Below are 21,129 nucleotides of genomic sequence, written 5' to 3'. Positions count from 1 at the left end.
CTGGCCATCATGAGCGAGTGCAGACATGTGGAAGGACTGCCGCGCCCCGAGCCCGAGCCGAGGAGCGACACATGCGCCGAGTGCCTCACGGTAGGTGCCCACTCCCCGGTCCAGCTGCGGCTCTGCCTGGTCTGCGGGCATGTCGGATGCTGCGACTCCTCACCCTTCCAGCACGGCACGCGGCACTTCCGGGACACGGGTCACCCGGTGATGCGGAGCTTCGAGCCCGGGGAGACCTGGCGCTGGTGCTACGTGGACGGTTCGATCGTCTGACGCCTGGGTACGTCAACCCTCCGCCGGTTCTTCGCAATTGGGCGCCGATGACCCCTAGCCACAATCTGTTCTCATATGCTTACCATGAGTGACAGGCGGAGGGCGGGGGCCCGGCGACAGAGCACCATGGATCGCGATAGCGTCGCCAGTCCAGACCGGCTACGTACCAACACGTACCGCGAGGCTCCGGGGCGTTCCCCGTCCCGGAGTCCTGAAGACCTTGTGCCACCTTGGAGGTGAGGGTGTCCCAGATCGCAGGCGAGCCCGGGACCCAGGACTTCGTGGAAGTCCGGCTGCCCGCTGCGGGTGCCTATCTGTCCGTGCTGCGTACGGCCACGGCCGGCCTCGCGGCGCGCTTGGACTTCACCCTCGACGAGATCGAGGACCTCCGCATCGCGGTGGACGAAGCCTGCGCGATCCTGCTCCAGCAGGCCGTACCCGGCTCCGTTCTCAGCTGCGTTTTCCGCCTTGTCGAGGACTCGCTCGAAGTGACCGTCTCGGCCCCCACCACCGATGGACGCGCGCCCGAACGAGACACCTTCGCCTGGACGGTGCTGTCGGCACTGGCGGGCAAGGTCGAATCGACGGTCGCGGAGGACCGTACGGTCACCATCAGCCTCTACAAACAGCGCGGCGCGGGACCCGGGCCGGCGTGAGGAACGGGGACGGTCCGGTGCGTGACGAGGGGCGCATCCCAGGGGGCCCGCGGGGAGGGCACGAAGCTCCGGTGGAGCAGGTGCCCGCCCCGGCGGGCATCCCGGAGCAGCAGGCCCGTCCCCACCCGGTGGACGGACTCGACGGCCAACTTGACGGCCAGACGGCCGCGGTGGAACAGGCGCAGGCAGAGCGGGCGGCCTTTATGAGCGAGCAGCAGCACCACGATCCACATGACCGCAGCGGGGCGCGGGCGCTCTTCATCGAATTGCGCGAACTGCCCGACGGTTCACCCGAGCGGGCGGACCTGCGCAACCGGCTGGTGCGGATGCACCTTCCGCTGGTCGAGCATCTGGCGAGGCGGTTCCGCAACCGGGGTGAGCCGCTGGACGATCTGACACAGGTCGCGACGATCGGCCTGATCAAGTCGGTGGACCGGTTCGACCCGGAGCGCGGTGTCGAGTTCTCGACGTACGCGACGCCGACCGTCGTCGGGGAGATCAAGCGGCATTTCCGGGACAAGGGCTGGGCGGTCCGGGTGCCGCGCCGGCTCCAGGAGCTGCGTCTCGCCCTGACGACGGCCACGGCCGAGCTGTCCCAGCAGCACGGCCGCTCACCGACGGTGCACGAGCTGGCGGAACGTCTCGGCATCTCGGAGGAGGAGGTCCTGGAGGGCCTGGAGTCCGCCAACGCGTACTCCACGCTGTCGCTGGACGTCCCCGACACGGACGACGAGTCGCCGGCGGTCGCGGACACCCTGGGCTCGGAGGACGAGGCGCTGGAGGGCGTCGAGTACCGGGAGTCCCTCAAGCCGCTGCTGGAGGATCTGCCGCCCCGGGAGAAGCGCATCCTGCTGCTGCGCTTCTTCGGCAACATGACCCAGTCGCAGATCGCGCAGGAGGTCGGCATCTCCCAGATGCACGTCTCCCGTCTGCTGGCCCGCACGCTGGCGCAGTTGCGCGAGCGGCTGCTGATCGAGGAGTAGAACGGGCGTGGAGGGGGCGTACGGCCGGCCCGGCGCCCGCCCCCGGCCGGCACCCGCCCCCGGCCGGCGTCGCGCCAAGCCGGTATCGCCCCCTGCCGGGCCTCGGACCGGAACGGCCGGGCGCTTGAGCGGCTGAGTGGCTGGCCTGAGGACCTGCCTAGGGACCTGGTGACCTAGGGACCTGGTGACCTAGTGAGCGTTCAGGCGTCGCGCGCCGGGCCGCGGATGCCCAGGGCTTCGGTGGTCGTCGGGTTGACCAGCAGGACCAGGGCCGTCACGGCGACCGCCGCGAGCGCGATACCGACCGGGACCAGCCCGCCCGTGCCGGCGGTCAGCAGCGTGTACGCGACCGGCAGCGCCATGATCTGGGTGATCAGCGCGGGCCCCCGGCTCCAGCTGCGACGCAGCAGCAGACCTCGGGCGGCGAGCAGCGGGATCAGGCCGAGCGCGATCAGGGTGAGGCCGCCCGTCTCCGCCTGCTGCGGGCTGTCGGGCCGACCCAGCAGCCCCATCACCAGCAGGTACACACCGCCCGCGATCAGCGCCAGGGCTTCGAGGCCGCAGGCGCCGGCGGCGACGGTCAGGCGCGTGGGGCGCGTGGTCGGTGCGTGGTCGTTCTGCTCACTGCTGCTCACCCCTGCAGGGTAGCCGCCGCCCCATGGCCACCCTTCGCGGCTACCCTCCGCCACGGCGTGTACCGCCCGGTAGCCTGCCGCGTCCCGGGCGCGACCCGCCCGCCCCCGGCCGGTAATCTGCTGGGCATGCGCGCACTCCTCGTGGTCAACCCGGCAGCAACCACCACCAGTGCCCGCACCCGCGATGTGCTCATCCACGCGCTCGCCAGCGAGATGAAGCTGGAAGTGGTGACGACGGAGTACCGGGGGCATGCCCGTGACCTGGGCCGGCGGGCCGCGGACTCCGAGGAGATAGAGCTGGTCGTCGCGCTCGGCGGCGACGGCACCGTCAATGAGGTCGTGAACGGTCTGCTGCACAGGGGGCCCGATCCGGACCGGCTGCCGCGCCTCGCGGTCGTCCCCGGCGGCTCGACCAACGTCTTCGCCCGCGCACTCGGGCTGCCCAACGACGCGGTGGAGGCGACCGGCGCGATTCTGCACGCGCTGGCCCAGCGGAGCGAACGTACGGTCGGTCTGGGACTGGCGGCCGGGACTCCCGGCACGGACGACGAGTCCGTTCCGTCCCGCTGGTTCACCTTCTGCGCCGGCTTCGGTTTCGACGCGGGAGTGGTGGGCCGGGTCGAACAGCAGCGAGAGCGGGGCAAGCGGTCGACGCACGCTCTGTATGTGCGTCAGGTGGTGCGTCAGTTCCTGGAGGAGCCCCACCGCCGGAGCGGGATGATCACACTCGACCGGCCGGGTGAGGATCCGGTGGAGGATCTCGTCCTGTCCATAGTCTGTAACACCGCGCCCTGGAGCTACCTGGGCAATCGTCCGTTGTACGCGTCCCCGGGGGCCTCTTTCGACACGGCCCTGGACGTCCTGGGACTGAGCAGCTTGTCGACCACCGCCGTTGCCCGATACGCGACGCAATTGCTCACTTCGACCCCCGACCGGGGCCCCCATGGTCGTCACGCGGTGTCTCTCCACGACCTGACGGACTTCACCTTGCATTCCAAGGCACCCCTCCCCTTCCAGATGGACGGCGACCACCTGGGACTGCGTACGAGCGTGACGTTCACAGGCGTACGCCGTGCACTGCGTGTGATTGTGTGAGCGGAAGGGCTCAAAGTCCTTTCACTCGAACGTTTAGGCTGGCATCCACCCCATGGAAGTACGGCTGTGACCTAGTCGACACCGAGGAATCAAAAAAAACTTTCCGGAAGGGGTTGTATCCGCCGCCGAGGTTTGCGAATCTCTACATGGCGATCGGGACGGCCCGCAGCATCGGCCTCCCTGAGAACCAGAACCCCTCCTCAAACCTGGGACCCACCAGTCCGTCTGGCGGTCGGCCCTTCCCTTGTCGAGGGATTCGTGAAAGCGTTCACATTCACAAGCAATCTGTATGTAATACCAAGAGAGGTAGCAGCCATGGACTGGCGTCACAACGCCGTTTGCCGCGAGGAAGACCCCGAGCTCTTCTTCCCCATCGGCAACACCGGTCCTGCGCTGCTGCAGATCGAGGAAGCCAAGGCCGTCTGCCGTCGCTGCCCCGTCATGGAGCAGTGCCTGCAGTGGGCGCTCGAGTCCGGTCAGGATTCGGGTGTCTGGGGTGGCCTCAGCGAGGACGAGCGCCGCGCAATGAAGCGTCGTGCCGCTCGCAACCGGGCGCGTAACGCGACCGCCTGAAGCACCCCCTAAGAAGCCTGAGGCCGGCGGAGCGTACAGCGAGTACGCATGGTCCCGCCCCCGAAACGCAGCGCGCAGTACCCCCGATGCGCATCGCAAAGTGAGCTTCGAGCCGAGCCCCGAACCGTCATCACGGTTCGGGGCTCGCTGCTGTGCGGACGGGGAGTACGGATGGGGAGTGCGAACGGGGTGTGCGGCCGTCGAAGGGCCGGAGAGCACCCCGGCCGCGAAGGCCGGGCCCCCGTGAAAGGGGCCGGGACCTGCGCGGGATGCCGCACACCGGGGGCGTACGGCTACGTCGTACGGCTACTTCTGGGACAGCACCGGGATGTCCAGCACCACCTGGGTGCCGCGCACCGGCGCCCGCACCATGTCGAAGGCACCGCCCAACTCGCCCTCCACCAGGGTCCGCACGATCTGCAGCCCCAGATTCCCCGCCCGCTGCGGGTCGAATCCCTCGGGCAGCCCGCGCCCGTCGTCCTGGATGGTGATCAGCAGCCGGGCATCCGAGCGCGATCCGTCACGCCTGCCGGCCGGCGAGTCGCCGCTGCGGACCACGGAGACCTCGACCTGGCCCTGCTCCCCCGGTGCGAAGGCGTGCTCCAGCGCGTTCTGCAGGATTTCGGTGAGCACCATGGCGAGCGGAGTGGCCACTTCGGCGTCCAGAATGCCGAACCGGCCCGTGCGGCGGGAGACGACTTTGCCCGGTGAGATCTCCGAGACCATCGCCAGTACCCGGTCGGCGATCTCGTCGAATTCGACGCGCTCGTCCAGATTCTGTGACAACGTCTCATGCACGATCGCGATGGAACCGACGCGCCGTACCGCCTCGTTGAGCGCGTCCCTGCCCGCTTGAGAATCCATACGCCGCGACTGGAGCCGGAGGAGCGCGGCTACTGTTTGCAGATTGTTCTTCACCCGGTGGTGGATTTCCCGGATGGTGGCGTCCTTGGTTATCAACTCGCGTTCACGGCGCCGTAGTTCCGTAACGTCACGGAGCAGTACCAGAGAGCCGATACGCGTGCCCTTCGGTTTGAGCGGAATGGCGCGCAGTTGAATCACCCCGCCGCTGCCTTCGACCTCGGCCTCCCGGGGCGCGTAGCCGCTGGCGAGCTTGACCATGGCCTCGTCGACCGGGCCCCGGGCGGGCGCCAGTTCGTCGGTCGTCCTGCCGAGGTGCTGGCCCACCAGGTCGGAGGCGAGGCCGAGCCGGTGGTAGGCGGACAAGGCGTTGGGGCTCGCGTACTGGACGACACCGTCGGCGTCGAGCCGGATCAGTCCGTCACCGGCGCGCGGCGAGGCGTCCATGTCGACCTGCTGGCCGGGGAACGGGAAGGAACCGGCGGCGATCATCTGGGCGAGGTCGGAGGCGGACTGGAGATAGGTCAGCTCCAGCCTGCTGGGGGTACGGACGGTGAGCAGGTTCGTATTGCGCGCGATGACGCCGAGGACGCGGCCTTCGCGGCGTACGGGAATGGACTCGACCCGTACCGGCACCTCCTCGCGCCATTCGGGGTCACCTTCCCGGACGATCCGCCCCTCGTCGAGCGCGGCGTCGAGCAGAGGGCGCCGTCCACGCGGAACGAGATGGCCGACCATGTCGTCCTGATAGGACGTGGGTCCGGTGTTGGGGCGCATCTGGGCGACGGACACGTAGCGCGTGCCGTCCCGGGTGGGGACCCAGAGGACGAGGTCGGCGAAGGACAGGTCGGAGAGCAGCTGCCACTCCGAGACCAGCAGATGGAGCCACTCGAGGTCGGATTCACCGAGGGCTGTGTGCTGGCGGACGAGGTCGTTCATGGAGGGCACACAGGGGAGCGTACCCGCGGAGATAGCATCCGCGTACGGATGGACAGCACAGAATGGTCTAGTCCACAATGGTGAGGTAGACCTCCTCCCTCCCCGCACAGGAGGGGGGACCGAGGCATCCGGCGCTCTCTGCCCTGACCGCGTCGCTGCCTCTCCCACGGCCGGGCGGGACCGCACACCTGCCGGCCGTAGCAACTCCGGGCTGCGGTGCCGGACGGGCTGAGGGTCCCGTCGCGGTGCCGCGGCCCGAGGGTGGGCCCGCTCGCACGTGGCCGTCCCGCACCGTGGCTTCTCACTCCGTGACTTCTCACATCGTGACCTCACTCGCCGTGGCCACCCTGCCCGCCGCATCCCTCCCGGCCGGGCCGCCACGACGGCGGGACCGTCCGACCACTCTCCCGCCGAGGTCCACAATCCGCGGCGCGGAGCCCGAGGCCCGAGACCCGGGCCCGAGTCGCCCCCCGCCGCACCGGCACCTCTTCCGCCCCCCAGGCGCCTCCGCCTCGCCCCCGGCGGCCTCTCCGGAGCACCCTGGATCGTGACGCCCGCTCTGCTAGATTGGTCTATACCACAAAGACTCATCATCAGATCGGCAGGGCCCATCGTGGAAGTTGTCATCGTCAAGGACGCCACGGCAGGCGGCGAGCTCATCGCGGACAGCATCGCCGGCCTGCTGCGCCGCAAGCGCGACGCCCTCCTCGGGGTGGCCACGGGCTCGACCCCGCTGCCGATCTACCAGGCACTGACAGCCCTGGTCCGCTCCGGCGCCGTGGACGCCTCGGGCGCCCGGATCGCCCAGCTCGACGAGTACGTGGGGCTGCCGTCCGGCCACCCCGAGTCGTACCGCTCGGTGGTGCTGCGCGAGGTCGTCGAGCCGCTGGGGCTGAGCGAGAGCTCCTTCCTCGGCCCCGACGGGACCGCCGAGGACGTCCAGGCCGCGTGCGAGGCGTACGACCGCGCGCTCACCGAGGCCGGCGGGGTGGATCTCCAGCTGCTCGGCATCGGCACGGACGGGCACATCGGCTTCAACGAGCCGGTCTCCTCGCTCGCCTCGCGCACCCGGATCAAGACGCTGACACAGCAGACGCGTGAGGACAACGCGCGCTTCTTCGACAGCCTGGACGACGTGCCGCACCACGTCATCACCCAGGGCATCGGGACCATCCTGGAGGCCCGCCACCTGGTGCTGCTCGCCACCGGGGAGGGCAAGGCCGAGGCCGTCGCGCAGTCCGTCGAGGGACCGGTCGCCGCACTGGTGCCCGCCTCCGCGCTCCAGCTGCATCCGCACGCCACCGTCGTCGTGGACGAGGCGGCGGCCTCCAAGCTGAAGCTCGCCGACTACTACCGCGCCACCTTCGCCTCCAAGCCGCGGTGGCAGGGACTGTAAGCGCGCGGGGCGGACAACGACGGTGCCGGGCAGCCCCCCACATGGGAGGCTGCCCGGCACCGTCGTATCCAGGGTCAGCGGTCAGACCGCCCGGGGCCGGACTCCGCGGCCGGTGATGGTCTCCGCCGCCGCCTGTCCGCACACCCGGGCGGCGCCGTGCGTCGCGATGTGCAGGGCTCCCCTCGGCTCCGCGTCGTTCACGCCCATCTCCACCACAACCGTCTCCGGCCGGGCCGCGAGCAGGCCGTCCAGGGCATCGGACATCCAGGCGTGCCGGTGGAGATCGCGCACGACGGCGACGACCGGACGGCCCCCGGCCGCTTCGAGCACCCGCTCGACCAGCACGGCCGGGTCCGCACCCGCGACCGGGGTACCGCTGTACGAGCCGGTCTCCGTGCCGGGCAGCAGGCGCTCCAGCTCCACCGCGACGCCCCACGGGGTCTCGTCCCCGACGGCGATATTCGCCACCGGGGTGAAAGCGGCGACGTAGGGGGCTTCCGTGAGCGGCTCGGCCGTTCCCGTGACGCGCAGCGCGCGGCGGGCCGCGACGAGCCCGATCGGGGTGCCGGGCGCGGTCCCCTCCCGCGCGTCCGCGCCCGGCTCCCGGGCCCCCCTGACCCGGAGCGTCCAGTCGGCGAGGGCGCGCACCCGCGCGGCCGCGTCGGCCAGTCGTTCCTCGGGGAGTTCGCCGCTGCGCACCGCCGACACCAGCGCGTCGCGCAGCCGCAGTACGGTCTCCTCGTCCGCCAGGCCGCCGCCGACGCAGATGGCGTCGGCGCCCGCCGCGACGGCGAGGACGGAGCCGCGCTCGATCCCGTACGTCGAGGCGATGGCCTGCATCTCCATGCCGTCGGTGACGATGAGACCGTCGTAGCCCAGTTCGTCCCGGAGCAGACCGGTGAGGATCTGCGGGCTCAGCGTCGCCGGGCGGTTCGGGTCGAGTGCGGGGAGCAGGATGTGCGCGCTCATCACCGACTTGGAACCCGCCGCGATCGCGGCCCGGAAGGGCAGCAGCTCACGGGCGTGGACCGTGTCCAGGTCCACGTCGATGCGCGGCAGCGCGTGGTGCGAGTCCACCGCGGTGTCGCCATGGCCGGGGAAGTGCTTGGTGCAGGCGGCGACGCCGGCGCTCTGGAGTCCTTCGACGTACGCGGCGGTGTGCCGGGCGACCAATTGGGGGTCGGCGCCGAAGGACCGCACCCCGATGACCGGATTGTTCCGGTTGGAGTTGACGTCGGCGGAGGGGGCCCAGTTGAGGTTGACCCCGCATTCCGCGAGCCGCCGTCCCAGCTCCCGGGCCACGGCCCGGGTCAGGTCCAGGTCGTCGACCGCGCCGAGGGCGTAGTTGCCCGGGAAGGAGGAACCGTCGCGGACCTCCAGCCGGGTGACGTCGCCGCCCTCCTCGTCGATCGCGACGAGGATGTCGTCCCGCTCGGCCCGCAGCTGCGCGGTGAGCGCGGCGAGCTGCTCAGATGAGGCGATGTTGCGGCCGAACAGGCCGACGGAGGAGAGGCCCTCGCCGATGCGCCGCAGCAGCCAGTCCGGCGCCGTGGTGCCGAGGAAGCCGGGCTGGAGGACGGCGAGGGCGTCCCGGGTGAGGGTGTCCGTACCGCTCACGAGTGTGGTCATCGGAGGCCTTAACCCTTCACCGCGCCGGCCGTGAGACCCGCGGCCATCTTGCGCTGGACGAGGAGGAACAGAATCACGATGGGCAGGGCCATCATGGTGGAGCCGGCCATCATCGGGGCGAACTCGGTTCCGTGCTTGGTGGAGAAGTTGGAGAGCCAGACCGTCGCGGTCTGGTTCTGCTGGCTCATCAGCATCAGCGCGTACAGGTACTCGTTCCACGCCTGGATGAAGCCGTACACCGACGTGGCGACCATGCCCGGGGCGAGCAGCGGGAAGACCACGCGGACGAAGGCGCTGGTGCGGCTGCAGCCGTCGACCATCGCCGCTTCCTCCAGCTCCTTCGGGATGTTGACGATGAAGCCGCGCAGCGTCCACACCGTGAAGGGCAGGATGAAGGTCAGATAGGTGATGACCAGGCCGGAGAGCTTGTCGTACTGACCGAGGTCGTTCAGCAGCAGGAAGACCGGGATGATCATCGCGACCAGCGGAACCATCTGCACGGCGAGGATGCCGACGATCACGATCTTGCGGCCGCGGAAGGCGAACCGCGAGATGGCGAGGGCGGCGAGCAGGCCGACGGCGATCCCGATGACGACCACGACGAGCGAGACGAGCAGCGAACGGCCGACCGGTCCCCAGAAGTCGGCGATGTCCAGCGCCCGGCGGAAGTTCTCCAGGGTGAACGTGCGGGGGAAGAAGTGCGGGTCGGAGTCGATCGCGTCCCCGGCCGGTTTGAACGCCGTGTTGAGCATCCAGTAGACGGGGAAGCCGATGGTCACGAAGACCAGCAGGCCGATCAGGTTCCAGCCGAGCTTGCTCTTCCTGGCCTTCCCGCTCCGCTGGGGGCGGGTCGCGGTGGCGGCGGGAGCCGCGGTCGTCGTGGTCACTCCACCTCTCCGATCTTGAGCATCTGCCGCATGTAGACCGCGATCACGCCCAGCAGGAGAAGCACCGTGATCAGTGCGATCGCCGCGCCCTGGGAGTAGTCGTTGACCACGAAGGCCTTGTCGTACGAGTAGGTGGTGAGCAGCTGGAACTCGGCTTCGGGGTGGCCGTTGCGCATGACGAACACCTGCGGGAAGACACCCATGTCCCAGATCACCGAGAGCGTCGCGAGCATCACGATGATGGGCTTGAGGATGGGCAGGGTGACATGGCGGAAGACACCCCAGGCTCCGGCGCCGTCGAGGCGGGCCGCCTCTTCGAGCTCCTTCGGGACCTGGGTGAGGCCGGCGGTGAGGGTGATGGCGACGAACGGGACGGCGCCCCACACCACCAGCAGCATGATCACGGCGAGTCCCTGTGTGCCGCTCGCGAACCAGTTGTGGCCGATCAGGTCGACCCCGGGGATCCTGCTCAGGACCCAGTTGAGGACACCGTAGTCCGAGTCGAACATCCACTTGAAGATGGTGATGGCGACGACGACGGGCATGCCCCAGCTCCCCACCAGAGCGATGTTGATCAGGGTCTTCACCCAGCCGGAGACGCGCTGCTGGAGCAGCGCGATGAGCATCCCGAGCACCATGGTGAGGATGACCGCGCCGGCCGCGAAGACGACCGTGCGGACGACGACAGCCCAGAAGGCGCTGTCCCCGAGGACGTTGGTGAAGTTGTCGAAGCCCGCGGATTCCGGGGCCTGGAAGCCCCACAGCTGGGGCTGTCCGAACTTCTGGAAGGACAGGGTGACCAGCCGCACCAGCGGATAGCCGAGCACCAGGGCGAGGACGGCCAGACAGGGGGCGAGCAGCAGCCAGGGCACCGAACCCCCGCCCGCGCCAGGCTTCTTGCCGGGCCGGTCCGGGCTTCCCGGTGCCCCGCCCGATTGTGGATCGCGCCGCGCCGGCGGCACCTTGGCGGTCGTTGTCTCTACGGCACTCATCGCGCGCTCCTCAGCGGTCCCTCTCCTGGTGCGGGCCAGGCAGGGCCCCGTCGGCTCGACGGGGCCCTGCCATCAGGTCACTTGGTGTTGATGACCTGGTCGATCGCGGCGTCCGCTTCCTTCGCGGCGTCCGCCACCGACTTCTTGCCGGTCGCGATGGACTGCAGCATCGTCTGGAGGACCTGGGCCTTCTCGACCTGACCCCAGCCCGGGGCCATCGGGACGAACCAGCTGGACTCGGCGGCCGTGGCCGGAACGGCGGTCGCCGGGTCGGCCTTCAGGCCGGCCAGGTCGGTCTTGTTGTTCGGCAGGTTGCCCTTGCCGATCAGACCCTTCTGGCCCTGGGCGCCGGTGAAGGCGTTGATCCACTCGGCGGCGGTGGCCTGCGCCTTGGACTTGACCGGGACCGCGAGGTCCGAACCGCCCAGGAAGACGGGCATGTTGTTGCCGGACGGGCCGGGCATCACGAAGTTCTCGAGGTTGCCCTTGAGCTTGCCGGTCTTGTCGACCTTCGGGTCCTCGGTGGCCGACCCTTCCCAGGCCGCGCCGAAGATCATGCCGGCGTTGCCCAGGCCGTAGACGGTGTAACGGTCGGACTCGTCCTTGGTCTTGTCGCCCTTCATCCACTTGTCGAGGACGTCCTTGTACTCGCCCAGCCCCTTGAGGGACTCCGGCGAGGACAGGTTGGACTTGAACGTGCCGCCGTCCTCCTTGGCGATGGAGCCGCCGGCGTCGTACACGAAGGACATGGCCGCGTACCAGTCACGGGAGGGCTGGTACCAGGCGCTGAACTTGTCGCCCTTCTTGGCCTGGATCTTGTCCAGGTCGGCGGTCAGCTCGGCGTACGTCTTCGGGACGGCCGTGATGCCGGCGTCCTTGGCGACGTCCTTGCGCCAGTTGGCGACGCGGCCGCCCGCGTAGTACGGCACGCCGTAGGCCTTGCCGCCGTACGTCACCGATGCCTTGAGGCCGTCGAGCCAGGCGTCGGAGTTGTCGAACTTGGACGGGTCTATCTCGGCGAAGGCACCCTTCACGGTGTAGCCGAGCATCTCGGTGTTGCCCATCTCGACAACGTCCGGGGCCTTGTCGGTGGCGAGAACCGCGTCGAGCTTGGCGTTCTTGTCGGGCCAGCCGTAGTACTCGTGCTTGATCTCGATGCCCGGGTGCTTCTTGGCGACCGCGTCGTCGGCGGCCTTCACCAGCTCCGGCCAGTTGTTCTGGGCGTCGACCGTCAGCCAGACGGTGAGCTCCTTGACGGACTCGGCCTGGGCCGCCCCGCCCTTCTTGTCCTCCGAGCCACACGCCGCGATGCTGACCAACATGCCCGCGACGCCGACCGCCGCGATGAGCTTGCGCTTCACGCCACCCTCCTCAGGGATTACTGCAACCCCCCGCCCACCGCGAAGACTTACGCCGAGTACTGCCGGGGCTGGGACCTGGTCTTTAATGGTTTAGACCAGTACGGGGAGCTTGGCCTAGACCTTTATAGGTGTCAAGGGTGTATAAGAAGGGCAGTCGTGTCCGTTATCGGACCGACACCTGAGGGAGGGCGGCGACCCATGACCGGCCCGTGCCACCATGTGAGCCGCGACAGACGGAGGAGCCGGTGACGGCAGCAGCGCAGAAGTCGGGAAGGCAGGTTATGGCCACGGACGGGGGCGGCACCGAGACCGAGGGCGGGGCCGCGATCCGCACGGCGCGCGTGCCCAAGTACTACCGGCTGAAGCGGCACTTGCTCGACATGACGGAGACGCTGCCACCCGGTACGCCGGTACCTCCGGAGCGGACACTCGCCGCCGAGTTCGACACCTCGCGCACCACCGTACGGCAGGCGCTCCAGGAGCTCGTCGTCGAGGGCCGGCTGGAACGCATCCAGGGCAAGGGCACCTTCGTCGCCAAGCCCAAGGTCTCCCAGGCCCTCCAGCTCACCTCGTACACCGAGGACATGCGGGCCCAAGGCCTGGAGCCCACCTCGCAGTTGCTGGAGATCGGCTACGTCACGGCCGACGACACCCTGGCCGGACTGCTCGACATCTCGGCCGGCGGACGGGTGCTGCGGATCGAGCGGCTGCGGCTGGCCAGTGGTGAGCCGATGGCCATCGAGACCACGCACCTCTCGGCGAAGCGTTTCCCCGCGCTGCGCCGGTCGCTCGTCAAGTACACCTCCCTCTACACGGCGTTGGCCGAGGTGTACGACGTACGGCTGGCGGAGGCCGAGGAGACCATCGAGACCTCGCTGGCCACACCGCGCGAGGCCGGGCTGCTCGGTACGGACGTCGGCCTGCCGATGCTGATGCTGTCCCGGCACTCCGTCGACGCGGCCGGCGAGCCGGTGGAATGGGTGCGCTCGGTCTACCGGGGCGACCGCTACAAGTTCGTGGCACGGCTGAGCCGCCCGATCGGCTGAGCGCCCTCGGCCGAGTCACCCGTTCGGCCCAGTCGCAGCCGGCGACCCGGACCGGCCTGCGGTACCGCCCCCGGCACGACCCCGTACGCCCCCGGCACGGCCCGGTACAGGCCCAGTACGGACCCCGTACGGCCCCGGCGCGGACGAACGGTCAGCAACCGTGCCCGGGGGACCGGTTCGCCGCTCCGTTCGCGTACCGGAATACGGACGGGGGGTTACGGCGACCCCGCCCCTCCCCCTAGATTTCCTGCGCATTACGCCAGGCGATCAACCAGGGGAACGGAGCCACCGTGTCAGAAGTTCCTGAAGAGAAACCGCCCACGGTCACCCCGCTGCGGGTGGTCATCGCCCTCTGCCTCTTCGCGCCCTTCGTGGCGCTGCTCTGGGTGAGTTCCTACGCCAAGGTCGAGCCGGACTTCATCGGCATCCCGTTCTTCTACTGGTACCAGATGCTCTGGGTCGTGATCTCGACCGCGCTCACCCTGATCGCGTATCAGCTGTGGCAGCGGGACCAGCGCGGACGGCTCGCCCGGAGCGCCGGAAAGGCGGGTGCGGCGCGATGAAGGACGGCGTGAACGGCGTGGCACTCGCCGTCTTCATCTTCTTCTTCCTGGCCGTCACGGCCATGGGCTTCCTGGCCGCGCGCTGGCGCAGGGCGGAGAACGAGCAGAGCCTCGACGAATGGGGCCTGGGCGGACGGTCGTTCGGCACCTGGGTCACCTGGTTCCTGCTCGGTGGCGACCTCTACACGGCGTACACCTTTGTCGCCGTCCCCGCCGCCATCTACGCGGCGGGCGCGGCCGGCTTCTTCGCCGTGCCGTACACCATCCTCGTCTACCCGCTCATCTTCACCTTCCTGCCCCGGCTCTGGTCGGTGTCGCACAAGCACGGGTACGTCACCACCTCGGACTTCGTCCGGGGCCGCTTCGGCTCGAAGGGGCTCTCGCTGGCGGTCGCCCTCACCGGCATCCTCGCCACGATGCCCTACATCGCGCTCCAGCTCGTCGGCATCCAGGCGGTGCTGGACGTGATGGGCATCGGCGGCGGCGAGAACACCCACTGGTTCGTCAGGGACCTGCCGCTGCTGATCGCGTTCGCCGTGCTGGCCGCGTACACCTACTCCTCCGGCCTGCGGGCGCCCGCGCTGATCGCCTTCGTCAAGGACGGCCTGATCTATGTCGTGATACTGGTCGCGATCATCTACATCCCGATCAAGCTGGGCGGCTTCGACGACATCTTCGCCAAGGCGGGTGAGGCGTTCGCACAGCCCAATCCGAAGACCGGCCAGCCGCGCGGCGCGCTCGCGCCGGGCGCCGCCGGGCAGTGGGGGTACGCCACGCTGGCGCTCGGCTCCGCGCTCGCGCTCTTCATGTATCCGCACTCCATCACGGCGACGCTCTCCAGCCGCAGCCGCGAGGTGATCCGGCGCAACACCACGATCCTGCCGCTGTACTCACTGATGCTGGGTCTGCTGGCGCTGCTCGGCTTCATGGCGATCGCCGCCGGCATCAAGGTCGACAACACGCAGCTGGCGATCCCGCAGCTCTTCGAGAACATGTTCCCCGACTGGTTCGCGGGCGTGGCCTTCGCGGCCATCGGCATCGGCGCGCTCGTGCCGGCCGCCATCATGTCGATCGCGGCGGCCAATCTCTTCACGCGCAACATCTACAAGGACTTCCTCAAGCCCGACGCGACCCCGGCGCAGGAAACCAAGGTCTCCAAGCTGGTCTCGCTGCTGGTGAAGGTGGGCGCGCTGGCCTTCGTGCTGTCCATGGACAAGACGGTCGCGATCAACTTCCAGCTGCTGGGCGGCATCTGGATCCTCCAGACGATGCCGGCGCTGGTCGGCGGCCTGTTCACCCGCTGGTTCCACCGCTGGGCGCTGCTCGCCGGCTGGGCCGCCGGTATGGCGTACGGCACGGCCGCCGCGTACGGCGTCGCCAGCCCGACGCAGAAGCACTTCGGCGGATCGTCGAACGAGATCCCCGGGCTCGGGGAGATCGGCTACATCGGACTCACCGCGTTCGTGCTCAACGTGGTGGTGACGCTCGTGCTGACGTTCGTGCTGCGCGCGGCGAAGGCGCCGGACGGCATCGACGAGACGAGCCCTTCCGACTACACGGCCGACGCCGGTGACCCGGGCGTGGTGGCCGAACTGCCACCCGCCACGGCGGCGGACCCGGTGCACTGACGCGGCCGCTCAGGAGAGGGACGGGCCGCCGGCTCACCCGGCGGCCCGTCCGCCGCTCAGCGCACCCATTCCTTGAGCGCCTCGGTCTCCAGCGTGATCCCCACCGGATCGGGCAGCGTGATCCCCTTGCCGAACGGCACGGTGCGCGCGCTCTCGTACCGCACCCCGTCAGGCTCGCTGTAGACCGTCACCTCGCAGCTGTCCCGGTCGATCAGCAGATAGACCGGGATCTTGGTCTGCGCGTACGCGCGCGGCTTCTCCACCCGGTCCCGCTCATCGGAGTCGGAGTCGGAGTCGTACGAGGTGACCTCGACCGCCATCAGAACCGGGGCGGCGTCGCCCCACTCGCCCTGGCCGACGAAAGCGCCGCTGAGCGCCAGGGAGCCGTCCGGCCGGGCCCGGCCCTTACGGTAGGCCTGCACCTTGAGCCCCTGGTCGGGATAGAGCCACAGCTCCGGGCGCGACTGCATGCAGATGCGTGTCAGCCACTCGATGATGCGCCCGTGATCCCCGTCCGGCACAACCCTGCTCCTGATCTTCCCGTCGATGAGTTCCAGCCGGATGCCCTCGATGGTGCGGGCCAGTATCCGGGTGGCCTCGTCGAACTCCTCCGGGAGGATCTACGTCGCGTAATCGATGGCCGTCATCGGGGCACCTCCTTGGTCCTTCCGACGATAGCGGAGGGGGCCGACAGCAGGGGAGAAGTGCCGCACGACACAACATGTGGGGGCACGTTCATGAACAGGCCCCCACATGTATGCTCGTGCTCGCTGTCGACGCAGGGGAATCCGGTGCGAATCCGGAACTGTCCCGCAACGGTGTGATGTGGTGTGCTTCGTCGTACCCACGAGTCCGAACACCTGCCGGCAGCGCATCCGGCTCGACCGATCCGGGTGCCAAGACGTCCGGGCCTCGAGGCTGGGCCGGTGGACGCCACACCTCGTGCTGCCCGTATACGGGTCGTACGGCTGTGCGCGCCCCCGCTCCCCTCCCGACGGCCCAGAGCCGAGCGAGGGAGAGCACCACGTGACCATCGCGCCAGCCGATCCGGTTTCAGGCACGTCCGAGGCCGCCGCACAGGTGACCGACGAACCGGGGACCGCGCTGCTGCGGGTCCTGACGGACCTGACCGCCGATCTGCCCGACACCGACCCCGGCAAGGTCGCGGCCGCCGCGCTGCGCGGCCGCAACGCCCGGTCGGACGAGGCCGAGTTGCGTGAGCTCGCCACCGAGGCAGCCGCAGGACTGATCTCCGAGGACCCGGCCTACTCCCGGCTGGCCGCCCGGCTGCTCACCCGCACCATCGCCGAGGAAGCGGCCGGACAGGGCGCGGTGTCGTTCTCCGCGTCGGTCGCCGTCGGCCACCGCGAGGGCCTGATCGCCGACCGGACGGCCGACTTCGTGACGCTGCACGCGTCCCGCCTCGACGAGATGATCGATCCGGCCGCCGACGACCGCTTCGGTTACTTCGGGCTGCGGACGCTCTTCAGCCGCTACCTGCTCCGGCACCCGATCACCCGCCAGGTCATCGAGACGCCGCAGCACTTCATGCTCCGCGTCGCCTCCGGCCTCGCCGAGGACGACAGCGTCCGCGCGCTGGACGAGGTCGCCGCGCTGTACGGGCTGATGAGCCGCCTGGACTACCTGCCGTCCTCGCCGACCCTCTTCAACTCCGGTACGCGCCACCCGCAGATGTCGTCCTGCTACCTGCTGGACTCCCCGCTGGACGAGCTGGACTCGATCTACGACCGCTACCACCAGGTGGCCCGGCTGTCGAAGCACGCGGGCGGCATCGGCCTCTCGTACTCCCGGGTCCGCTCGCGCGGTTCGCTGATCCGTGGCACCAACGGTCACTCCAACGGCATCGTCCCGTTCCTGAAGACCCTGGACGCCTCGGTCGCCGCCGTGAACCAGGGCGGCCGGCGCAAGGGCGCCGCCGCCGTCTACCTGGAGACCTGGCACTCCGACATCGAGGAGTTCCTGGAGCTGCGCGACAACACCGGTGAGGACGCCCGGCGTACGCACAACCTGAACCTCGCGCACTGGATCCCGGACGAGTTCATGCGCCGGGTCGAGACGGACGGCGACTGGTCGCTGTTCTCGCCCGCCGACGTGCCGCAGCTGGTCGACCTGTGGGGCGACGACTTCGACGCGGCCTACCGGGAGGCGGAGGCGGCGGGCCTGGCCCGCAAGACCATCCCGGCCCGTGAGCTGTACGGCCGGATGATGCGTACGCTCGCCCAGACCGGCAACGGCTGGATGACCTTCAAGGACGCGTCGAACCGCACGGCCAACCAGACGGCCGAGCCCGGCAAGGTCGTGCACTCCTCCAACCTCTGCACGGAGATCCTGGAGGTGACGGACGACGGGGAGACCGCCGTCTGCAACCTCGGCTCGATCAACCTGGGCTCGTTCGTGCTGGCTTCCGGCGAGATCGACTGGGAACGGCTCGACGAGACCGTCCGTACCGCCGTGACCTTCCTCGACCGGGTCGTGGACATCAACTTCTACCCGACCGACCAGGCCGGCCGCTCCAACGCCAAGTGGCGTCCGGTGGGCCTGGGCGCGATGGGTCTCCAGGACGTCTTCTTCAAGAAGCGCCTCGCCTTCGACTCCGCCGAGGCCTCCGCGCTCTCCACGAAGATCGCCGAGCGCATCATGCTCGCCGCGTACGAGGCGTCCTGCGACCTCGCCGAGCGGAGTGGCCCGCTCCCCGCGTGGTCGCAGACGCGCGCGGCGCGCGGTGTGCTGCACCCCGACCACTACGACGTCGAGCTGACCTGGCCGGAGCGCTGGGCCGCGCTGCGCGCCCGGATCGCCACGACCGGCATGCGCAACTCGCTGCTGCTGGCGATCGCCCCGACGGCGACCATCGCCTCCATCGCGGGTGTGTACGAGTGCATCGAGCCGCAGGTCTCCAACCTCTTCAAGCGCGAGACGCTGTCGGGTGAGTTCCTCCAGGTCAACTCGTATCTGGTGCGGGACCTCAAGGACCTCGGTGTCTGGGACGCGCAGACGCGTGAGGCGCTGCGCGAGTCCAACGGCTCGGTGGCGGGCTTCACCTGGGTACCGGCGGAGATCCGCGATCTGTACCGCACGGCGTGGGAGATCCCGCAGCGCGGTCTGATCGACATGGCGGCGGCCCGTACGCCGTTCCTCGACCAGAGCCAGTCGCTGAACCTGTTCCTGGAGACGCCGACCATCGGGAAGCTCAGCTCGATGTACGCGTACGCCTGGAAGAAGGGGCTCAAGACGACGTACTACCTGCGCTCGCGCCCGGCGACCCGCATCGCCCGCGCGGCGGGCGGTGGTGCGGCGGCGGCCACCGCCTCCCCGGCGGCGGCCATCCCCCTCCAGCAGGCCGGTCCCACGGCTCCCGACGCGGACGCGATCGCCTGCTCCCTGGAAAACCCCGAGTCCTGCGAGGCCTGTCAGTGATGTCCACCGAGATCTCCACCGAGAAGACGAAGAACCTGCTGGACCCCGGCTTCGAACTGACGCTGCGGCCGATGCGCTACCCGGACTTCTACGACCGCTACCGGGACGCGATCAAGAACACCTGGACGGTGGAGGAGGTCGACCTCCACTCCGACGTCGCCGACCTCGCCAAGCTCAGCCCCGCCGAGCAGCACATGATCGGCCGGCTGGTCGCGTTCTTCGCGACGGGCGACTCGATCGTGTCGAACAACCTGGTGCTGACGCTCTACAAGCACATCAACTCCCCCGAGGCGCGGCTGTACCTCTCCCGCCAGCTCTTCGAGGAGGCCGTGCACGTCCAGTTCTATCTGACCCTGCTGGACACGTATCTGCCCGACCCGGCGGACCGCGCGGCGGCCTTCGACGCGGTGGAGGAGATCCCGTCGATCCGCGAGAAGGCGCAGTTCTGCTTCAAGTGGATCGACTCGGTCGAGAAGATCGACCGGCTGGAGACGCAGGCGGACCGCCGGCGCTTCCTGCTCAACCTGATCTGCTTCGCGGCCTGCATCGAGGGGCTGTTCTTCTACGGCGCCTTCGCGTACGTGTACTGGTTCCGCTCGCGCGGTCTGCTGCACGGTCTCGCCACCGGCACAAACTGGGTGTTCCGGGACGAGACCATGCACATGAACTTCGCGTTCGAGGTCGTGGACACGGTCCGCAAGGAGGAGCCGGAGCTGTTCGACGACGCCCTCCAGCAGCAGGTCACGGACATGCTGAAGGAGGCCGTCGAGGCGGAGCTCCAGTTCGGCCGCGACCTGTGCGGCGACGGCCTGCCGGGCATGAACACCGAGTCGATGCGCGAGTACCTCCAGTGCGTCGCCGACCAGCGCCTCCAGCGCCTCGGTTTCGCCCCGGTGTACGGCTCGGAGAACCCGTTCTCCTTCATGGAGCTGCAGGGTGTCCAGGAGCTGACGAACTTCTTCGAGCGCCGTCCGTCGGCCTACCAGGTCGCGGTCGAGGGCACGGTCGGCTTCGACGACGACTTCTGAGAAGGACGACGTCCGGGAGGGCGTCCACGAGGACGACACCAGGCGCGTACGGCGGCTGAGGGTGCCCGGCATGGGCGTTCTCGCGCGTACGCGCCTGGTGGCATGTGGTGCGGCGGTCCCGACTCCGGCCACGGGCCTGGGAGTTACGGCCCTGGCCACCGGCACGGCCGGCGGGCACGCCGGTGACGCGCTCCACACGGTGCCGGCCGCACCGGCCGGGCGGAGCGCGCTCGTCCGTACGGAGAGGCGCGGTCAGATACCGCAGTTGGGCGCCGACCAGAAGCGGCTCGGCCGGTGGTCGACGTGAGCGTGGTCGCCGTGGTCCGGGTAGCCGGGGCCGAGGATGCCGTTGAAGCCGTGGTTGCGGGCCTCCAGGTCCAGGGCGCACAGGGAGTTCGCTCCGGCGGCGAGGTCGGCGGCGTCACCGTACAGATGACGGCTGCTCGCCGCTCCGCCGACCGAACTGTTGCATGCCTGGGAGCGGAAGCCGCTCGTCACGGTGATCGGCTTGTCGCCCAGCGCGTGCCGGAGCGCTTCCAGCTTCCACATCGTGCGCAGGGCGTTGGACTTGGCGGTGGTGGCGTCGACCGCTCCGCCCGCCCAGGTGGTGTTGCAGTCGTTCAGCTCGGCGTAGCTGAAGTGGACCGGTGTGCAGTCGTCGTCCTGGAGCGCGTAGAGCTTGCTGAAGGTCCCGGGGCCCGCGACGCCGTCGGCGGCCAGCCCGTACGCGGACTGGAAGCGCTTGACGGCGGCGGCCGTCCCTGGTCCGTAGGCGCCGTCGATGGCGAGCACGGCGCCGCTGCCGGGGTACCCGGCGACCCGGATCTGGAGCTGGGTGACATCGGCGCCCGAGGCGCCCTGGGAGAGTGTGCGCGACCAGGTGTAGCAGCCGTCGGCGTGCGCGGTGCCCGCCGTGGCGAGCGTACCGGCCCAAGCAAAAGACATGGCCATGACAAAGCTGAGCAGCAGGCGGAGCGGACGTCTGAGCATCGGATCTCCCTCACAGGGACTCACAGGTGGACAGGGCGGCGCCGAGGCCGAGACTGGCCTACCGGTCGACGCGCGTCAACCCCGGCCCGGAAAGGGCCACTTGGTCCCCGCCGACGGCGCCGCGCGCCGCCGGCCCGCTCCCGGGCGCACCGGCGA

Annotated in this window: 19 protein-coding genes and 1 riboswitch; of the genes, 11 read left to right on the top strand and 8 right to left on the bottom strand. The window is 69.5% G+C overall.

The window, feature by feature from the left end; all coding sequences use genetic code 11:
• Positions 1 to 9 precede the first annotated feature (9 nt).
• The 3 genes from ACIBAE_RS00970 (at position 10) to ACIBAE_RS00960 (ending at position 1,912) form a co-directional block, all read left to right on the top strand.
• Positions 10 to 273 carry a UBP-type zinc finger domain-containing protein gene (locus ACIBAE_RS00970; RefSeq protein ID WP_399281607.1) on the top strand — a complete coding sequence of 88 codons (264 nt, stop codon included), beginning with the start codon at positions 10 to 12 and terminating at the stop codon, positions 271 to 273.
• 242 nt (positions 274 to 515) lie between these two features.
• The gene (locus tag ACIBAE_RS00965; protein ID WP_329829332.1) at positions 516 to 929 is read left to right on the top strand and encodes an anti-sigma regulatory factor; all 414 of its coding nucleotides are present in this window, start codon (positions 516 to 518) and stop codon (positions 927 to 929) included.
• Complete coding sequence (locus tag ACIBAE_RS00960; protein ID WP_399281606.1) at positions 926 to 1,912, top strand: RNA polymerase sigma factor SigF; 987 nt, start codon at positions 926 to 928, stop codon at positions 1,910 to 1,912. The genes ACIBAE_RS00965 and ACIBAE_RS00960 overlap by 4 nt, the downstream gene beginning before the upstream one ends.
• Before the next feature lie 200 nt (positions 1,913 to 2,112).
• Here ACIBAE_RS00960 and ACIBAE_RS00955 read toward each other — a convergent pair whose 3' ends face one another.
• Positions 2,113 to 2,547 carry a hypothetical protein gene (locus tag ACIBAE_RS00955; protein ID WP_399281605.1) on the bottom strand — a complete coding sequence of 145 codons (435 nt, stop codon included), beginning with the start codon at positions 2,545 to 2,547 and terminating at the stop codon, positions 2,113 to 2,115.
• Positions 2,548 to 2,673: 126 nt separating this feature from the next.
• Between ACIBAE_RS00955 and ACIBAE_RS00950 the strand changes: the two genes are divergently transcribed.
• Positions 2,674 to 3,642 (top strand): diacylglycerol/lipid kinase family protein, encoded by a 969-nt coding sequence (locus tag ACIBAE_RS00950; protein WP_399281604.1) that lies wholly within the window; start codon positions 2,674 to 2,676, stop codon positions 3,640 to 3,642.
• 315 nt (positions 3,643 to 3,957) lie between these two features.
• A complete protein-coding gene (locus ACIBAE_RS00945; protein ID WP_004937597.1) occupies positions 3,958 to 4,215 on the top strand; it encodes a WhiB family transcriptional regulator in 258 nt (85 codons plus the stop codon).
• Between the two features lie 306 nt (positions 4,216 to 4,521).
• Here the strand turns inward: ACIBAE_RS00945 and ACIBAE_RS00940 are convergent, their stop codons facing one another.
• Positions 4,522 to 6,015 carry a PAS domain-containing sensor histidine kinase gene (locus ACIBAE_RS00940; RefSeq protein ID WP_399281979.1) on the bottom strand — a complete coding sequence of 498 codons (1,494 nt, stop codon included), beginning with the start codon at positions 6,013 to 6,015 and terminating at the stop codon, positions 4,522 to 4,524.
• 613 nt (positions 6,016 to 6,628) lie between these two features.
• On the opposite strand from ACIBAE_RS00940, the gene nagB reads away from it, so the two are divergent.
• On the top strand, positions 6,629 to 7,411 hold the full coding sequence (nagB, locus tag ACIBAE_RS00935; RefSeq protein ID WP_399281603.1) for a glucosamine-6-phosphate deaminase: 783 nt from the start codon (positions 6,629 to 6,631) through the stop codon (positions 7,409 to 7,411).
• An 81-nt stretch (positions 7,412 to 7,492) separates the two neighbouring features.
• Here nagB and ACIBAE_RS00930 read toward each other — a convergent pair whose 3' ends face one another.
• The 4 genes from ACIBAE_RS00930 to ACIBAE_RS00915 all read right to left on the bottom strand — a co-directional run bounded on the left by ACIBAE_RS00930 (position 7,493) and on the right by ACIBAE_RS00915 (position 12,280).
• Positions 7,493 to 9,040, bottom strand: a complete 1,548-nt coding sequence (locus tag ACIBAE_RS00930) for a glycoside hydrolase family 3 protein (protein ID WP_399281602.1) — start codon at positions 9,038 to 9,040, stop codon at positions 7,493 to 7,495.
• Between the two features lie 8 nt (positions 9,041 to 9,048).
• Entirely contained in the window at positions 9,049 to 9,927 is an 879-nt protein-coding gene (locus ACIBAE_RS00925) for a carbohydrate ABC transporter permease (RefSeq protein ID WP_399281601.1), read from the bottom strand.
• A complete protein-coding gene (locus ACIBAE_RS00920) occupies positions 9,924 to 10,919 on the bottom strand; it encodes a carbohydrate ABC transporter permease (protein WP_399281600.1) in 996 nt (331 codons plus the stop codon). The genes ACIBAE_RS00925 and ACIBAE_RS00920 overlap by 4 nt, the downstream gene beginning before the upstream one ends.
• 77 nt (positions 10,920 to 10,996) lie before the next feature.
• Positions 10,997 to 12,280: an extracellular solute-binding protein gene (locus tag ACIBAE_RS00915; protein ID WP_399281599.1), complete on the bottom strand. Its 1,284-nt coding sequence runs from the start codon at positions 12,278 to 12,280 to the stop codon at positions 10,997 to 10,999.
• Between the two features lie 281 nt (positions 12,281 to 12,561).
• On the opposite strand from ACIBAE_RS00915, the gene ACIBAE_RS00910 reads away from it, so the two are divergent.
• From ACIBAE_RS00910 to mctP, 3 genes are all read left to right on the top strand, one after another.
• Entirely contained in the window at positions 12,562 to 13,326 is a 765-nt protein-coding gene (locus ACIBAE_RS00910; RefSeq protein WP_399281598.1) for a GntR family transcriptional regulator, read from the top strand.
• Positions 13,327 to 13,616: 290 nt separating this feature from the next.
• Positions 13,617 to 13,889: a DUF3311 domain-containing protein gene (locus ACIBAE_RS00905; RefSeq protein ID WP_399281597.1), complete on the top strand. Its 273-nt coding sequence runs from the start codon at positions 13,617 to 13,619 to the stop codon at positions 13,887 to 13,889.
• Positions 13,886 to 15,517 (top strand): monocarboxylate uptake permease MctP, encoded by a 1,632-nt coding sequence (mctP, locus tag ACIBAE_RS00900; protein WP_399281596.1) that lies wholly within the window; start codon positions 13,886 to 13,888, stop codon positions 15,515 to 15,517. The genes ACIBAE_RS00905 and mctP overlap by 4 nt, the downstream gene beginning before the upstream one ends.
• A gap of 56 nt (positions 15,518 to 15,573) precedes the next feature.
• Here the strand turns inward: mctP and ACIBAE_RS00895 are convergent, their stop codons facing one another.
• Positions 15,574 to 16,137: a Uma2 family endonuclease gene (locus tag ACIBAE_RS00895; RefSeq protein ID WP_399281978.1), complete on the bottom strand. Its 564-nt coding sequence runs from the start codon at positions 16,135 to 16,137 to the stop codon at positions 15,574 to 15,576.
• 130 nt (positions 16,138 to 16,267) lie between these two features.
• A riboswitch (cobalamin riboswitch) is annotated at positions 16,268 to 16,400 on the top strand.
• 143 nt (positions 16,401 to 16,543) lie between these two features.
• Between ACIBAE_RS00895 and ACIBAE_RS00890 the strand changes: the two genes are divergently transcribed.
• On the top strand, positions 16,544 to 18,955 hold the full coding sequence (locus ACIBAE_RS00890) for a ribonucleoside-diphosphate reductase subunit alpha (RefSeq protein ID WP_399281595.1): 2,412 nt from the start codon (positions 16,544 to 16,546) through the stop codon (positions 18,953 to 18,955).
• Complete coding sequence (locus tag ACIBAE_RS00885) at positions 18,955 to 19,983, top strand: ribonucleotide-diphosphate reductase subunit beta (protein WP_399281594.1); 1,029 nt, start codon at positions 18,955 to 18,957, stop codon at positions 19,981 to 19,983. Before ACIBAE_RS00890 ends, ACIBAE_RS00885 begins: the two co-directional genes overlap by 1 nt.
• Positions 19,984 to 20,235: 252 nt before the next feature.
• Here ACIBAE_RS00885 and ACIBAE_RS00880 read toward each other — a convergent pair whose 3' ends face one another.
• A complete protein-coding gene (locus tag ACIBAE_RS00880) occupies positions 20,236 to 20,973 on the bottom strand; it encodes a D-Ala-D-Ala carboxypeptidase family metallohydrolase (RefSeq protein WP_399281593.1) in 738 nt (245 codons plus the stop codon).
• Positions 20,974 to 21,129: the final 156 nt, after the last annotated feature.

The sequence above is a fragment of the Streptomyces sp. NPDC051569 genome (genome assembly GCF_044454085.1).
Classification (GTDB): Bacteria; Actinomycetota; Actinomycetes; order Streptomycetales; family Streptomycetaceae; genus Streptomyces.
This window is presented reverse-complemented; position numbering and strand designations above follow the sequence as displayed.

What these genes read in the sequence shown, in the direction of transcription:
- ACIBAE_RS00920 (WP_399281600.1), bottom strand. Translation starts at nt 10,919, where the DNA reads ATGAGTGCCGTAGAGACAACGACCGCCAAGGTGCCGCCGGCGCGGCGC.
- ACIBAE_RS00880 (WP_399281593.1), bottom strand. Translation starts at nt 20,973, where the DNA reads ATGCTCAGACGTCCGCTCCGCCTGCTGCTCAGCTTTGTCATGGCCATG.
- ACIBAE_RS00945 (WP_004937597.1), top strand. Translation starts at nt 3,958, where the DNA reads ATGGACTGGCGTCACAACGCCGTTTGCCGCGAGGAAGACCCCGAGCTC.
- ACIBAE_RS00970 (WP_399281607.1), top strand. Translation starts at nt 10, where the DNA reads ATGAGCGAGTGCAGACATGTGGAAGGACTGCCGCGCCCCGAGCCCGAG.
- ACIBAE_RS00910 (WP_399281598.1), top strand. Translation starts at nt 12,562, where the DNA reads ATGGCCACGGACGGGGGCGGCACCGAGACCGAGGGCGGGGCCGCGATC.
- mctP (WP_399281596.1), top strand. Translation starts at nt 13,886, where the DNA reads ATGAAGGACGGCGTGAACGGCGTGGCACTCGCCGTCTTCATCTTCTTC.
- ACIBAE_RS00930 (WP_399281602.1), bottom strand. Translation starts at nt 9,040, where the DNA reads ATGACCACACTCGTGAGCGGTACGGACACCCTCACCCGGGACGCCCTC.
- ACIBAE_RS00885 (WP_399281594.1), top strand. Translation starts at nt 18,955, where the DNA reads ATGTCCACCGAGATCTCCACCGAGAAGACGAAGAACCTGCTGGACCCC.
- ACIBAE_RS00950 (WP_399281604.1), top strand. Translation starts at nt 2,674, where the DNA reads ATGCGCGCACTCCTCGTGGTCAACCCGGCAGCAACCACCACCAGTGCC.
- ACIBAE_RS00940 (WP_399281979.1), bottom strand. Translation starts at nt 6,015, where the DNA reads ATGAACGACCTCGTCCGCCAGCACACAGCCCTCGGTGAATCCGACCTC.